The organism is Clostridiales bacterium, assembly GCA_017569285.1.
In the GTDB taxonomy this organism is placed as follows: Bacteria; Bacillota; Clostridia; order Christensenellales; family Aristaeellaceae; genus Aristaeella.
Map to the genome: position 1 here is coordinate 1678067 of CP069419.1, position 15677 is coordinate 1693743.

Genomic DNA, 15677 nt, shown 5'->3' on the forward strand with positions numbered 1-15677 from the left:
GGAATATCTATCATGAAGCCGCCCGGAAGAAAGGCAGCGGAAACAAATGTTTGATGTATCATATCATAAATGCAACAAATTGTCAATATTTTTGGGACGGAATTGTCACATCATCACCATTTTAGACATAAATTCCGGCCCAAAAGGACATCAAATTCCCACAAAACGGAAATAATCAGCTAAAAACAGGTTGTGATCCGCCACCTGGAACAAAAAAGCAGGCAGCCTTCCGGCTGCCTGCTGACGGGTCATGGATTATGCCCAGGGGTTCTCCGTGGGATACGGCAGGTTCGCGGGCTGGTTCCACGCGATGTCCTTCACGCCCAGGTACTTGAATACTTCGAACAGGAGCTTTCCGCAGTGCGCGAACGCGACGGCGCCGTGGTGCGGATAGCGCTTCTGGACCAGCACATGGCGGTAGAAGCGGCCCATTTCCTTGATGGCGAACACGCCGATGCCGCCGAAGGACTGGGTGGCTACGGGCAGCACTTCGCCCTCAGCCAGGTAGGCGCGGACTTCGCCTTCGCTGTCGCACTGCAGGCGGTAGAAGGTGATCGGGCCGGCCGCGATGTCGCCTTCCAGCGTGCCGCGGGTGAAGTCCGGTTCGCTTCCTTCGGGCTCCAGCAGGCGGTGCTGGATCAGCTGGTACTTGACCGCGCGGTCCGCGCACATCTTGCAGCTCGGGGTGTTGCCGCAGTGGAAGCCCATGAAGGTGTCATGCAGCTTGTAGTCGTACTTGCCCTTGATGTCGGCGTCGTAGATGTACTCCGGCACAGAGTTGTTGATGTCCAGCAGGGTGACCGCGTCGCCGGTCAGGCAGGCGCCGATGTATTCGCTCAGCGCGCCGTAGATGTCCACTTCGCAGGAGACCGGGATGCCGCGGGAAGCCAGGCGGCTGTTCACGTAGCAGGGCTCAAAACCGAACTGGGACGGGAACGCGGGCCAGCACTTGTCGGCAAAGGCCACGTATTTCCGGGCACCCTTGTGGGCTTCCGCCCAGTCGAGCAGGGTCAGTTCGAACTGCGCCATGCGCTCGCTCATGTCGGGATAGTACTTGCCTTCGCCCATTTCCTTGGCCATGTCTGCGCACACGGCGGGAATGCGGGGATCTCCGGCATGCTCTTTGTAGCTCACCAGCAGGTCGAGCTCGCTGTTTTCCTCGATTTCGATGCCCAGCTCATACAGGCCCTTGATGGGGGCGTTGCAGGCAAAGAAGTCCTGGGGCCGGGGTCCGAAGGTGATGATCTTCAGGTTCTTCAGGCCGACGATCACGCGGGCGATCGGGAAGAACTCCTCAATCTTGTCCGCCAGCTCGGCGGCGTTGCCCACGGGATATTCCGGAATGTAGCCCTTCAGGTGCCGCATGCCGAGGTTGTAGGAGCAGTTCAGCATACCGCAGTACGCGTCGCCGCGGCCGTTGATCATGTCTCCGTCGCCTTCGGCGGCAGCCACGAACATCACGGGTCCGTCAAACTTGGCGGCGATCAGGGTTTCAGGCGTTTCAGGACCGAAGTTTCCGAGGAACACGCAGGCGGCGTTGCAGCCTTCCTTGTTCAGTTCTTCCACGGCGGCCAGCATGTCCTTCTCGCTCTCAACGGTCTTCTTGATTTCAACAAAATTCAGCTTTTTCTCCGCGAGCTTGGCGGCGATGTTGGCGCGGCGCTTTTCGCTCAGGGAGATCGGGAAACAGTCGCGGGATACGGCGACCAGGCCCAGCTTAATGACAGGGATGTTTTCCATCAGGGTTACCTCCTTAAATTAAATGAATGCGTAACAAAATTGTACGAACTTGCCTCGTCTTGTTAGCATAGCATTATTAAAGAAGGAAGTCAATAATTCACAGTCCAAAAAAACAGTTGCAAAAGCGTGTAAAAAAAGGTAGAATAGCCGGTGGAACTGATTTTAATCAACCAATGTTTAAGGAGGTTTTTTCCAATGGCAGTGAAAGTTGCGATTAATGGTTTCGGCCGGATCGGTCGTCTCGCGTTCCGTCAGATGTTCGGCGCGCCCGGGTATGAAGTGGTCGCTATCAACGACCTGACCAGCCCTGCGATGCTGGCTCACCTGCTCAAGTACGATACCGCCCAGAAGGGTTACTGCGGCGTGATCGGCGAGAACAAGCACACCGTCGAAGCGACTGAGAATTCCATCATCGTGGACGGTAAAGAGATCACCATCTACGCGATCAAGGACGCGAAAGAGTGCCCCTGGGGCGAGCTGGGCGTGGACGTCGTGCTCGAGTGCACCGGCTTCTACACCTCCAAGGAAAAGAGCATGGCTCATATCGAAGCCGGCGCCAAGAAGGTTGTTATCTCCGCGCCTGCCGGAAATGACCTGCCCACCATCGTTTACAACGTCAACCACAACACCCTGAAGCCCGAAGACCAGGTCATCTCCGCTGCCAGCTGCACCACCAACTGCCTGGCGCCCATGACCAAGGCCCTGAATGATGCCTTCCCGATCCAGGCTGGTATCATGACCACCGTTCACGCCTACACCGGCGACCAGATGATCCTGGACGGCCCGCACCGCAAGGGTGACCTGCAGCGTGCCCGTGCCGGCGCCGCCAACATCGTTCCCAACAGCACCGGCGCTGCCAAGGCCATCGGCCTGGTTATCCCCGAGCTGAATGGTAAGCTGATCGGCTCCGCCCAGCGCGTTCCGGTTCCCACCGGCTCCACCACGATCCTCGTGGCCGTCGTGAAGGGCAAGGACGTGACCAAGGAAGCGATCAACGCCGCCATGAAGGCCCAGGCTTCTGAGTCCTTCGGCTACACCACCGAGAAACTGGTTTCCTCCGATATTATCGGCATGACCTACGGCTCCCTGTTCGATGCCAACCAGACCATGGTCAACAAGATCGACGACGACACCTATCAGGTGCAGGTCGTGTCCTGGTATGACAACGAGAACAGCTACACCAGCCAGATGGTCCGTACCATCAAGTACTTCGCGGAACTGAAGTAATCCTGAAGGATTACATCAGTTCCCCGTGCTACAGGAGCCCGCGACTGGCGAGCGCAAAGCGCAAAGACAGAGCGGCTGCGACGATCGCACGCGGAAGTAGCTAAGTGTACAGTGCCCGCTTTCGGAGAACCGGAAGCGGGCATTTTCTATGCCTGTTTGGGGAAATCAGTAGAAAAGGGACAGCCGTGTCCCCCGATTGATACTGAATACAGAGGAGTGAACCCCTATGCAGACGAATGAAACCCGGCCGGAGGAGAAGCGGCCGGGCCGCGGAAAGCTGATCATGCACTTCCTGAAGGGAAGCAAGGCTTTCTTTATCATGGCGATGGCCTGCGCGGCCATTTCCGCCCTGGCGGATATGGTCACCCCGCAGATCATCCGGATTACCGTGGACCAGGTCCTGGGCGGAATGAGCACGGAGACGCTCAGCCCGCTGGCCGCGGGATTCCTGGATTTCCTGGGAGGCCCGGAAAAGATCCGGACGTCCCTCTGGATCATGGCGCTGGCCGTGGTGGCAGTTGCAGTCGTCAAATGCCTTACTCAGTACGGCTTCCGCGTGACCAACACCAAGGGCAGTGAAACGCTGGCGAAAACCATGCGTGATGAACTGTTCCGCCACATTGAACGCCTGCCGTTCCAGTGGCATATGCAGAACCATACCGGGGATATCATCCAGCGGTGTACCAGTGATATTGACACCACCCGGAACTTTATCTCCGAGCAGATGACCGGCCTGATCCGGATTTTGATCCTGCTGGTGATGAGCATCGTATTCATGCTGGGCATGAATCCCCTCCTCACCCTGATTGCCATGATCCCGCTGCCGGTGATCATCTGGTATTCCCTGTATTTCCACCGCAAATTCCGAAAGGGATTTACGGAGTGCGACGAAAACGAAGGCAAGCTCTCCGCCATGGCGCAGGAGAACCTCACCGGCGTGCGTGTGGTACGCGCCTTCGGGCGGGAGCGCTATGAGAAGGACCGCTTTGAAAAGCAGAACAATTACTATGCTTCCCTGTGGGTGAAGCTGGGACGCCTCATGGCCTTCTTCTGGTCCTCAGCGGATATCCTGTCTTTCGTGCAGGTCCTGCTGGTGCTTGTGTTCGGCGTGGTGTTCTGCCTGCGCGGCAACATCACCAGCGGCGAGTATATCGCCTTCCTGAGCTATAACGGCATGCTCATCTGGCCGGTGCGCCAGCTGGGCCGGATGCTCAGCGAAATGTCCAAGGCCGGCGTCGGTGTGGACCGTATCGGCTATATCATGGACGCGGAAGAGGAAAAGGACGTGCCGGACGCGGTGGAACCGCCCATGACCGGCGATATCCGCTTCGAGCATGTCTCCTTCGCCTATGAAGGCGCGCCGGAAATGCTCCATGATATCGACCTGACCATTCCCGCCGGTACCACCCTGGGCATCCTCGGCGGCACCGGTTCCGGCAAGAGCACCATGATGTACCTGCTGGACCGCCTGTATCCGCTGCCCGAAAGCGGCGGCCGGATCACCATCGGCGGTGTGGATATCGCGAAAATCCGCCTGGACCACCTGCGCAGCCATATCGGTATCGTGCTGCAGGAGCCGTTCCTGTTCTCCCGCACCCTGCGGGAAAACCTGTCCATCACCTCGGCGGAGATGAACGAGGAAGAGCTCCACGCGGCCGCAAAGGCCGCCTGCCTGGAGGAAACCGTGGCCGGCTTTACCAAGGGCTATGAGACCTTTGTCGGCGAGCGCGGCGTTACGCTGTCCGGCGGCCAGAAGCAGCGGGCGGCGATTGCCCGCATGCTCACGCAGAAGGCGCCCATCATGATTTTCGACGACTCCCTGAGCGCGGTGGATACTGAAACCGACGCGAAGATCCGCCGTGCCCTGGAAAAGAAGTTCGGCACGGCCACCATCATCCTGATTTCCCATCGGATTACCACACTGAACAAGGCGGATATGGTCCTGGTCCTGGACCACGGCCGGATCAGCCAGCTGGGAACCCCGGAGGAACTGAAGAACCAGCCCGGCCTGTATCAGGAGATCAACAAGATCCAGGCCCTGAGCACAGAGGAGGTGCAGGCGTAATGGAAAATACGAATAAAAACGTGTCCCTGCCCTTCTTCGGCATACCGCGGATCGCTCCCTACCTGAAGCCTTTCCGCCGGCTGCTGCTGACGATGGTGGTCTGCGGCCTGCTGGGCTCCGTGATGGACGTCGGCCTGCCGATGCTGCAGCGCTACGCGCTGGACCACTTTATTGCCGGCAATACCCTGGATACCCTGCCGGGCTATATCACGCTGTTTGTCTGCCTGATCCTGTTTGCGTCCTGCATGAACTTCATTGCCTGCAATGGCGCGATGAAAACGGAGAACCAGGTTAACCGGGACCTGCGCGCGGCGGCGTTCAGCCACCTGCAGACGCTGTCCTTCAGCTATTTCAACCAGAACAGCGTCGGCTACATCCATTCCCGGGTCATGAGCGATACCGGCCGCATCGGCTCCCTGGTTTCCTGGAGCCTCATGGACTGCGTATGGCATTCCACCTACCTCATCGGCTCCCTGGTTGTCATGCTGTCCATCAATGCGCGCCTGACACTCCTGGTGATGCTGATCCTGCCCCTGATCGTGATCCTTTATTCGCTGTTCCAGGGCAAGCTGATCCGCGCCAACCGGCGCATCCGCGAACTGAACAGCAAAATCACCGGCGATTTCAACGAGGGAATCACCGGCGCGAAGACCATCAAGACACTGGTAATCGAGGACAAGATGGCCAAGGATTTCCTGGAAGACACTGCGGAAATCCGCAAAAAGAGCGTCAGTGCGGCCCGCCTGCGGGGCGCCTTCGCGATCACGATGCACCTGGCGTCCTCCCTGGCCCTGGCGATCGTCCTGTGGCAGGGCGGCTATATCGCTGCTTCCGAGGTCGGCACCTTCGCCCTGTTCATGAACTATGCCCAGGGCATGATGGAGCCGGTCCGCTGGATTGTGGACGCGATTTCGGATGTGATCACCACCCAGGTGAACATCGAGCGCCTCACCCGCCTGCTGGGCACGAAGTCCGACGTGACGGATACCCCGGAGGTGGAGGAAAAGTACGGCGACAGCTTCAACCCGAAGCGGGAGAACTGGGAGCCGATCCGCGGGGACATCGAGTTCAGGGACGTCTCCTTCCGCTATCCGGACGGCGACGAGTACGTACTGGAACACTTCAACCTCAGCATTCCCTTTGGCTCCAGCATCGCCATCGTCGGTGAAACCGGCGCCGGCAAGAGCACCCTGGTCAACCTCGTATGCCGCTTCTTTGAGCCCACGGAGGGCCAGGTGCTGATTGACGGGCGGGACGCCCGGGAACGGAGCCAGCTCTGGCTTCACAGCGCCATCGGCTATGTGCTGCAGACGCCGCACCTCTTCTCCGGCACTATCCGGGAGAACCTGCTCTACGGCAATCCCAATGCTACGGAAGAGGAAATTGAGCGCGCGCTGAAGCTCGTATCCGCGGATGAAGTCGTGGCCCGCATGGAAAAGGGCATCGACTCCGACGTCGGTGAGGGCGGCGACCTGCTGTCCACCGGTGAAAAGCAGCTGATCTCCTTTGCCCGCGCGATCCTGGCGAATCCCCGGATCCTGGTGCTGGATGAAGCCACCGCTTCCGTGGACACCCTGACCGAGCAGAAGATCCAGGCCGCGATGGATACCGTCATCAAGGGACGGACCTCCCTGGTTATCGCCCACCGGCTGAGCACGGTGCGCAATGCGGACCTGATCCTCGTCGTCCATAACGGCAAAATCGTCGAACAGGGCACCCACGGGGAACTGATCGCGGCGAAAGGATACTACTACCGCCTCTACACGCGGCAGTACGAGGACGAGGCAACAAGCAGTATACTTGCTTAATCAATCATGTTAAAAAGGGGAACGGTTTTAACACCGTTCCCTATTTCTGTGGAGAGAAGAGAGTTCTTCGTTTCGCTGCCTGCTGGTAAGCGGAAGCCCGGGATGTTTCCTTACAGGACGTTATGAAGCACGCCGGTGCTTGGCGATTGGCGAGCCGGAGGCGAAGACAGAGCTTAGCATCCGCTGCGTGCGGAATACAGGCGCGAGCCGTGTCCTGTAAGGGAATTTCCCGGGTTGGAGCGAACACAAGATTCCCCGGGCAACAAATAATAGGTAACAGTAAAAGAGAGAATGGCTTAAGAACCATTCTCTCTTTTTGATGAATTCATTTAGTTTACCCCAACGTTCTTTTCCCGGTCCAGCCGGAAGGCAACCGAGCGCTTCAGGTATTCCAGGTACTGGGGATCCCGGCACATGGTCTTCCCGTCCGAGTCGGACAGCTTGGCCACGGCGCGGCCGTTCACCGTCTGTAGCTTGATCACGATGTTCAGCGGCTCCACGAACGTGTCGTTGGAGCAGAAGGTGCCGATACCGAAGGATACTTTCGCGCGGTCTTTGAAATAGTCGTACAGCGCCTGGGCCCGGTCAAAGTCCAGGCTGTTGCTGAACAGCAGCAGCTTCGTGCGGGGATCCACGCCGTATTTCCGGTAATGGGCAATGATCTTTTCGCCCCATTCAAACGGATCGCCGCTGTCATGGCGCACGCCGGTAAAGTTGTTGACCATGGACCGGTTGAAGTCCAGCAGGAACAGGTCCGTCGTGATCGTGTCGGTCAGCGCGGTGCCGTTGTCTCCGCGGTACTCATCGTACCAGTCCTCCATGGCGTAGTGGTTGGTGTACGCCAGCGGGATGGAGTCGATGCCCTGGTACATCTGCACGAACTCGTGCGCGTAGGTGCCCACGGGCGTCAGGTTGTACTTCATGGCCAGGTACACGTTGGAGGTGCCGGCGCAGCAGCCGGTTTCCTCGGCCAGCCGGCGCACCACCACATCCAGCCATTCCCGGCTCAGGCGGCGGCGGCAGCCGAACTCCGCGAAGCGGAAGGTGTACTTCCCGGTTTTGAAATCGTGGACCTTCTCGTCCAGCCGGGCTTCCGCGCTCTTCAGCAGCTCGGCGTAGTCGTACTTCATCCGGAAGTACACCTCGTTGATGATCTCCAGCAGGAAGATCTCAAACTGCATGGCGGAGAACAGCGGCCCGGTAACCTTGACGTGGAGCCTTCCGTCGTCGGACAGGGAGGTGGTCACGTAATCCCGGATGGGATGCCACAGTCGCAGGAATTCCACGTAGTCGTTCTTGATAAACCGGATGGAGCGGAGGTAATCCAGCTCCTCCTTTGTAAAGCGCAGCGTGCACAGGTGGTCGATCTGCGCGTTGATTTCGTCAAACATCTCCGGGGTAAAGACGATGCCCTCGTTCCGGCAGCGGAAGAAGTACTCGCCGCTCAGGTCGGTGTGCTTGTGGAAAATCACCTGGTTCATATTGAACTTGTACAGGTCGGTATCCAGCAGGGAAATGATAATCGGATCAAGCTTCATGTTCGTTTCTCCCAGTTATGGTTTATTCTGCCAGGTGCCGGATTTCCGGCGGCAGTGCCCGGAACCGTTCTTCCGCGTCCTCCGCGTCCCGGATTCGGGAACGCACCGCGGTGGAGGAAATATCCCGCCATGTTCCGGGGATTTCAGGCACCTCAATATATTCGGCAAGGCTTTTCAGGACCGGATCGTTTTCGATGATCTCCCGGCAGCTGTCCTGCCCGCGGTCCAGGCACACGATTCCGAATTCCCGGGCGATCTCCGGCACGTATTTCCACCCGGAGAATGCCTTCAGGTTGTCGGAGCCGACCAGCAGGGAGGGTTCATACCCTTCCTCCTGCAGGTGGCACAGCGTCACATAGGACCGCGGCTGGGTTTCCTGCTCCAGCTCCCATGCGCACACGCGCATCCACGGGCGGGTTTTCGCGAGGGTTTCCAGCATTTCCAGCCGGACCGCGTCGCTGTATGCCCCGTCCTTCTGCTGGAAGCCGCGGATGTAGGCCGTACGGGAAGGTACAAAGATCACGCCTTCCCGCTCGGTGGCTTTCCGTGAAAAATCCGCCAGCTCCAGGTGTGCGGTGGTTGGGGGATTGAAGGCGCCGAAGAACGCCAGGACCTTTTTCATGCGTTGTCTCCCGCGCTGAACGGGTTCAGGATCACCGGCATCTGACGCTTGTGGCGGTTCGCGTTTTCCCGTTTCCGGATGGCCGCGTCCGTTTCCGCGTTTCCGCAGGAGCCTTCCCGGATGTATTTGTGGATGTCGGCGTATTTCAGGCCCATCTTCTCCTCGTCACTGCAGCCGGAGAGCCCGTCCGTGGGCGTTTTCTCCACCAGCTCGCGGGGGATTTCCGGCATGGTCCGGCCGACCTCCACCACTTCCACGCTGGTCAGCGCGCCGAGCATGGCAAAATCGCAGGAGGTATCCCCGTCCTTGGTGCAGTAGCCAACGGTCGCTTCGCTGAGGTTGCCGGTTCCGGCCAGCCGTGCGCCCAGCGCCTGGGCAATATACCGCAGCACGGTCATCCGGATCCGCGGGCCGACGTTGATGTCGCTCTCCCGGCTCTGCGGAATCGCGAATCCGGCATCCGGCGCAGCGGGGCCGGCCTGGTCGGTCGCCTCCCGCAGGGCGGTGTGGATCGCGCCGATGTTCACGGTGCGGGTCCGGATACCCAGCGCCTCACATACCCGCCGGCTGTCGGCGATGTCCTTCTGCTCCCCGTCGGGCAGCATCACGCCGTATACGTTTTCCGGGCCCAGGGCGCGGGCGGCGATCGCGGCGGTTACGGTGGAATCCTTACCGCCGGAGATGCCGACAACAACCTTGCTGAAGCCCTGCTTTGCGGCCAGGCTGCGGACCTCCGCGACCAGGCCGTCCCGGGCTTTTTCAGGATCAAACGGATAGATCATATGGTTCCTCCATGGGCTTTTATTTCAGCTTTGCGAAGACCATCCGGCCGGCGGAGGTCTGCCGCACCGCGGTTACGGTGATGTCGGCCTCTTCGCCGATACGGGCTTTCCCGTCCTCAATTACGATCATGGTCCCGTCGTTCATATACGCGACACCCTGTCCGGCTTCCCGGCCTTCCTTCGTGATGCGGACGGTCAGCTCCATACCGGCGGCAACGGCCGGGCGGAGCGCTTCGGTCAGCGCGTTCACGTTCAGCGTCCGGATGCCGCTCACCGCGGCGGCCTTCTGCAGGTTGTAGTCGGTGGTGATCACGGTGCCGCCGCAGTCGCGGGCGGCCCGCAGCAGCTTCACGTCCACGTCGGTCGTGGTTTCGTCATCGCTGTCGCTGATGTTCAGCAGGTTCTCTTCCTGCAGGGAGGCCAGCATGTCCAGTCCGCGGCGTCCCCGCTCGCGGGTGCTCTCGTCGGAAGAATCCGCCAGCTTCCGCACCTCGTCAATCACGTACTGGGGCAGCACGATCTCGCCCTCGATAAAGCCGGTTTTCAGCACCGGCAGGATCCGGCCGTCGATCACCGCGCTGGTGTCGATGAACTTCCGCGCGGCATAGCCGTGGCGGGTAATCTTCCGCTTTTCGCGCACGCCGGACAGGCGGGTGATCATCATGCCGAACTCCCGGCTGCGGCGTTTTCCGATGCTGTAGCCCAGCCAGCCGAGCACCACGTACAGGATGGCGCTCAGCGCCGTTCCGGCAACGCCGGTCCCGGCGTTCGGAATCACCTGGCGCAGCAGCGCTGCGATGATCAGGCCCAGGATCAGGCCGGTCACCGCGCTGATCAGCTGGTTCAGCGGCATCTTGTCAATCTGCCGCTGCATCTGGCTGGACAGCCGGGTAAACCGCATCAGGATCCGCGTGCTGAAAATCAGCATGATCAGGCCGCCGATCAGGCCCATGCCGGCGTAGCCGGCTACGGGAATCCAGGCCGGAATGCTCGTGTTCGGATTGGCCAGCTGGAACAGCTGGAACACCAGCTGGAATACCGCCAGGCCGATGCCGATGCCCATCAGCACCAGCAGGATACGGAGCAGCCGCTCCAGTCCCTTTGAACGCATAAACGATCACCTCAAAATTTTCATGAATTCCGAAGGTCGGGCGCTGTCGCGCGCGGTGCGCGGGAGCCATGACGATGGCTCCGCGGTGCGCGTGCGAATCCTTACGGAAAGCCCACTGTTTCTGACAATGGAATTGTCAGAATATTATACTGAGTGCCTGCGCCACGGTATCCACCCCGATCACCTTCACGCCTTCCGGCGCGTGGATCCGCTGGGCGTTGGCCCGCGGAACGATCAGTGTGGAGAAGCCCAGCCGCGCGCATTCGGAAACCCGCCGCTCGCACTGGGGTACCGTGCGGACTTCCCCGGCCAGCCCGACCTCGCCCATCACGGCGATGTCCGGCCCCACGGGTTTGTCCTTCAGGCTGGAAGCCACGGCCACGCACAGGGCGAGGTCCGCCGCGGGCTCGCTCAGCTCCAGACCGCCGGCCACGTTGATATATACATCCTGGTTGTACGTCCGCTGGGAGGCGCGCTTTTCCAGCACGGCCAGCAGCAGCGCCACGCGCCCACCGTCCGCGCCGTTCACGGCCCGCCGGGGCGTTCCGAAGAACGTCGGGCTGGTCAGCGCCTGCACGTCGCACAGCAGCGGCCGGGATCCTTCCACGCCGCAGAATACGACGCTGCCGCTGGCGCCTTTGGCGCGGTGGCTCAGCAGCTCCTCGCTCGGGTTATCTACAATCTGCATGCCCGTACCGGTCATGCGGAACACGCCCAGCTCGTTCACGGAGCCGAAGCGGTTCTTCACGGCCCGCAGCAGGCGGTAATCCTGCTGGCGGTCGCCTTCAAAGTATAGCACAACATCCACCATATGTTCCAGGATCCGCGGGCCGGCGATGGCGCCGTCCTTGGTCACATGGCCGACCAGGAACACGCTGGTGCCGGTTTCCTTGCACAGGCGCATGATCAGGCTGGTGCATTCGCGGATCTGGCTGACGCTGCCGGGGGCGGAGGTCATCTCCGGCCGGTACATGGTCTGGATGGAATCAACTACGGCGACGTCCGGCTGGATATCCCGGATCTTTTCCTCCACGGCGTCCAGTGCGTTTTCCGCCAGCACGTAGAGGTCGCTTTCCACCCCCAGCCGCCGGGCGCGCAGCTTGATCTGCCGCGCGGATTCTTCGCCGGAGATGTACATCACCCGTTTCCCGTCCCGGGCCAGGTGGTCGCAGGCCTGCAGCAGCAGGGTGCTCTTTCCGATGCCCGGGTCGCCGCCGATCAGGATCAGCCCGCCCTCGACGATGCCGCCGCCCAGTACCCGGTCCAGCTCACTGATGCCGGTGCTGCACCGCAGGGCGGTATCCTCGGGGATGTCCTTCAGGGGCATGGCTTTCGCGCCGGTGCCGGGGCGCTGGTTGGCGGCGATTTTTCCGCCGGCTTTTTCCGGCGCGGCGGCAATCACGCTTTCCTCCAGAGTGTTCCACGCCCCGCAGCCCGGGCAGCGCCCGACCCAGCGCGGCGTTTCATATCCGCACGCGCCGCAGGTGAAAATCGTCCTGGCCTTCGGCATGCTGGTTCCCCCTCTTTTCGCAAACAGGGCGGAGCGTTGCGGCTCCGCCCTGGGTATTTGTCCGGATACAGGTCCGATTACTTGTGGCCGTTCGGTGCGTGCTCCCATGCGTATTCGATGGCTGCCTGGTGGCCGCTGTCGATCCGGTTGGTATCACTTGTACGGCTGTTGGTAAAGTGCAGGCAGGCCTGGCCGTCGTATTTGTTGTCCGGGATGGTGTCGCCCTTCGGGTAGTTATGCGGCACGCCGTACAGCGAGCAGGCGAACGTCCGGGTACCGATGGTTACCAGGCAGGGCCGCCGTTCATAGAGGTCGCGGTCCGCGATTTCCTTCGCGGTGGAAGTGCCGTAGATCTTGCACAGCCGTGCAGTGTCCGCCGCGGTCAGCGGTTCGATGTCGGCGTGGTTTCCGCCGGCCCAGCGGTGTGCCCACCAGACGATACCGGTCTTCACGTCGTAGATCTTGTAGTTGCTTCCGCGCTTCCACAGCTCGTCGATGCCGCCAGTGACCCAGTCGATCTTTTCCGCCGGGTACAGCGTCATGGAGAGGTTATTGGTGTCGGCGGAGCCGATCGGCACGGTGCCGTACAGCGCGTGCTGGGTCGCCGGGCCGGCAATACCGTCAACCGTCAGTCCCTTTGCCCGCTGGAATGCCTTCACGGCGCTTTCCACGGAGGAGTTGTACTTCGCTACAATGTCGCCCTTGAAGTAACCCTGGTTCTTCAGCTCGGTCACGAGGTTCTTCACCGCATTGCCGGAAGAGCCCAGCCGCAGGGTGCTGTAGGAAGCTTCGGTCTGGCTGCTGCCGCCGGGGGTAACGGTCGGTGCCGGGGTGGCGGTGTTGGAGCCGGTCGGGGCCGGGGTGGCAGTGGCGGTGTTGCCCTTGTCATCCGTCAGGGTGACGTACTTGCCGTGCAGGTAGCCGAAGCCGTTCTTACTGTCGTACACATGGTACCAGGTGATCTTGTCGACCACAACGGTGTCATAGTACGGCACCACGGTACCGATTTTCAGCTGGGCAATCACGTCGGTATATCCGGCCTTTTTCCGCAGGTTTACACCGGTGGCTGTGGTCTTCACATAGCCCTTGATGCCGCTGGAGGGCGTGGGGCTCGGGGTTGCGGTCGGAACAGGGGTCGCGGTGACCACGCCGCCGGTCGGTGTCGCGGTCGGGTCGGGACCCTTGACGACCTTCACGCAGTCGCTGCGCAGGTAGCCGTAGCCCTGTTCGGTCTGCACAAAGTACCAGGTATAGCTGCCCTTCAGCACAGGCTGCAGCAGGTAGGGATACTGGGTTCCCTTTTTCTGGATCACGCCGATGATGGTGCCGCCGGCGTCCTTGCGCAGGTTTACCTTGGCTTTGGTGGTTTCAATATATCCCAGGATTCCTGTTGCCGCGGGCGTCGGGGAGGGAGTGACGATTCCCGGGACCGGCGTCGGGGTCATGCCTTCCGGTGTTGCGGTTGGAACCGCGGTAGCGGTCGGTGCGGGAGTCGCGGTATTGCTGTTCACTATCTTGACGCAGTCGCTGCGCAGGTAGCCGAAGCCCTGCTCCGTCTGCACGTAGTACCAGGTATAACCGCTCTTGATCACGGGAGCGGCCACGTAGGGATACGTGGTTCCCTTCTTCTCAATATTGCCGATGATGGAACCGCCGGCCGCTTTCCGCAGGTTCACCTTGCCCTTCGTGGTCTGCACATAGCCCAGTGCGGTGGCCGCGGGGGTCGGGGTGGCTGTGGGAACGGGAGTCGCGGTGGGAACCGGCGTAATCGTCGGAACGGGTGTGGGGGTCATACCTTCGGGCGTCGCAGTGGGCGCCGGAGTCGGGGTCATGCCCGCGGGAGTGGCGGTCGGGGCCGGGGCGTTCACGACCTTCACGCAGTCGCTCCGCAGCCAGCCGTTGCCGAATTCTGTCTGGGCATAGTACCAGGTGTACTTGTTTTTGATCACCGTCTGCATGTAGGGATAGGTCTTGCCCTTCGCGACAGAGGCGAAGATGGTGCCGCCGGCGTCCTTGCGCAGGTTCACGCCGCCCTTGATCGTCTCGATGTAGCCGAGGGTGGTCACAGGCGCGGCGGTCGGGGTCGCCGTGGGTGCAGGCGTCGCGGTGATGACCGCGCCGCCGGTGGGGGTGGCGGTCGGGGCCGGCGCATTGACGACCTTCACGCAGTCGCCGCGCAGGTAGCCGCGGTAGTTATCCGCCTGGACAAAGTACCAGGTATAGCCGTTCTTGGTCACCGGCTGGACCAGGTACGGGAAAGTACGGTTGCGGGACACGGTGGTGATCGTGGTGCCGGCCGGGGTCTGCCGCAGTTTCACGCCGCCCTTGGTTGTCGTCACGTATCCGACGACGTTGGAATCCGGTACGGGGATGGGCGTGGGCGTGGTCACAGGAGACGGCGTGATGTTGCCGTCACCGTTCAGCTTCAGGTAGGTGGACATAATGAAGCCTTCCGTGCTGCCGTAGCGTACCCGGTAGAAGGTCTGTTCGCTCTCAACGGCCGGAATGGTGATCACCGTCACCACTTCCCCGCGGTTCAGCTGTGTGATGGCGTCAAAGCTCTTGCCCGGGCCCTTCCGCAGGTTGGTGCCGCTGGACGTAATCGTACCGGTGGTACCGGCCGGCGCGTCCGAGCTGGCATAGATGGACTGCGGCACCGGCGTCGCCGTGGCGGTGGAGCCGACAGGCGGGATGGGCGTCGGGGTCGCGACGGTCATGGAGGCCTTGTAGACAGACGCCTCCTGGTCCGTCAGGGGGGTGAAGTAATTTCCGTTCACATACCCGATATAATAATGGTCATTATCCTTCTCGGGGCTCTGGAATTCCACCTTGTACCAGTGGATTTTCTCGTTGGTGGATTCCCCCTTGATGGTTCCGACATATCCGGCCTGCGGAATCTGGAACAGCAGCTTGGCGGATTCACTGTCGTCTACCCGGACGTTCACCTTTTCAATGGTAGTCTTGCCCAGCTTTTCTTCCGTCGCGGAAGCGGCCAGGACTCCCATGGGAACAAGGGAAATCAGGATCGACAGTACCAGTACGAAGCAGATCACCCGGCAGCGTGAAGGTGCCATAAAGGTCTCACCTCATTAGTTTTGATCGTACACACGTGTACAGAGTCATTTTATTACGAAATTATTACAGTGTCAACATAAAAGTTTTCATTTTGCACATGTGACAAAGGGACAGCCCTATTGTCACATGCCGGGATAAAAAAAATGTGACAATAGGGCTGTCCCTTTGTCACATTGTCACATATCGGATAAAAAAATGT

General features: G+C 60.5%; 10 protein-coding genes. 3 read left to right on the forward strand and 7 right to left on the reverse strand.

Going from position 1 to position 15677, the window contains the following annotated elements:
• Positions 1–255 precede the first annotated feature (255 nt).
• The gene (locus JNO48_07185; GenBank protein ID QTE67008.1) at positions 256–1740 is read right to left on the reverse strand and encodes a fucose isomerase; all 1485 of its coding nucleotides are present in this window, start codon (positions 1738–1740) and stop codon (positions 256–258) included.
• A 195-nt stretch (positions 1741–1935) separates the two neighbouring features.
• On the opposite strand from JNO48_07185, the gene gap reads away from it, so the two are divergent.
• The 3 genes from gap (at position 1936) to JNO48_07200 (ending at position 6840) form a co-directional block, all read left to right on the forward strand.
• Positions 1936–2967 (forward strand): type I glyceraldehyde-3-phosphate dehydrogenase, encoded by a 1032-nt coding sequence (gap, locus tag JNO48_07190; GenBank protein QTE67009.1) that lies wholly within the window; start codon positions 1936–1938, stop codon positions 2965–2967.
• Between the two features lie 226 nt (positions 2968–3193).
• A complete protein-coding gene (locus JNO48_07195; GenBank protein QTE67010.1) occupies positions 3194–5032 on the forward strand; it encodes an ABC transporter ATP-binding protein in 1839 nt (612 codons plus the stop codon).
• On the forward strand, positions 5032–6840 hold the full coding sequence (locus tag JNO48_07200) for an ABC transporter ATP-binding protein (protein QTE67011.1): 1809 nt from the start codon (positions 5032–5034) through the stop codon (positions 6838–6840). The genes JNO48_07195 and JNO48_07200 overlap by 1 nt, the downstream gene beginning before the upstream one ends.
• Before the next feature lie 329 nt (positions 6841–7169).
• On the opposite strand, the gene pncB is transcribed toward JNO48_07200, so the two are convergent.
• The 6 genes from pncB to JNO48_07230 form a co-directional block, all read right to left on the reverse strand.
• Positions 7170–8378 (reverse strand): nicotinate phosphoribosyltransferase, encoded by a 1209-nt coding sequence (pncB, locus tag JNO48_07205; GenBank protein ID QTE67012.1) that lies wholly within the window; start codon positions 8376–8378, stop codon positions 7170–7172.
• Between the two features lie 22 nt (positions 8379–8400).
• Positions 8401–9000: a hypothetical protein gene (locus JNO48_07210; GenBank protein QTE67013.1), complete on the reverse strand. Its 600-nt coding sequence runs from the start codon at positions 8998–9000 to the stop codon at positions 8401–8403.
• Complete coding sequence (gene nadE, locus JNO48_07215; protein ID QTE67014.1) at positions 8997–9782, reverse strand: NAD(+) synthase; 786 nt, start codon at positions 9780–9782, stop codon at positions 8997–8999. Before nadE ends, JNO48_07210 begins: the two co-directional genes overlap by 4 nt.
• 19 nt (positions 9783–9801) lie before the next feature.
• Entirely contained in the window at positions 9802–10893 is a 1092-nt protein-coding gene (locus JNO48_07220) for a TRAM domain-containing protein (GenBank protein QTE67015.1), read from the reverse strand.
• Between the two features lie 136 nt (positions 10894–11029).
• The gene (radA, locus tag JNO48_07225; protein ID QTE67016.1) at positions 11030–12403 is read right to left on the reverse strand and encodes a DNA repair protein RadA; all 1374 of its coding nucleotides are present in this window, start codon (positions 12401–12403) and stop codon (positions 11030–11032) included.
• 77 nt (positions 12404–12480) lie between these two features.
• Positions 12481–15477: an SH3 domain-containing protein gene (locus JNO48_07230; GenBank protein QTE67017.1), complete on the reverse strand. Its 2997-nt coding sequence runs from the start codon at positions 15475–15477 to the stop codon at positions 12481–12483.
• Between the last annotated feature and the right edge of the window lie 200 nt (positions 15478–15677).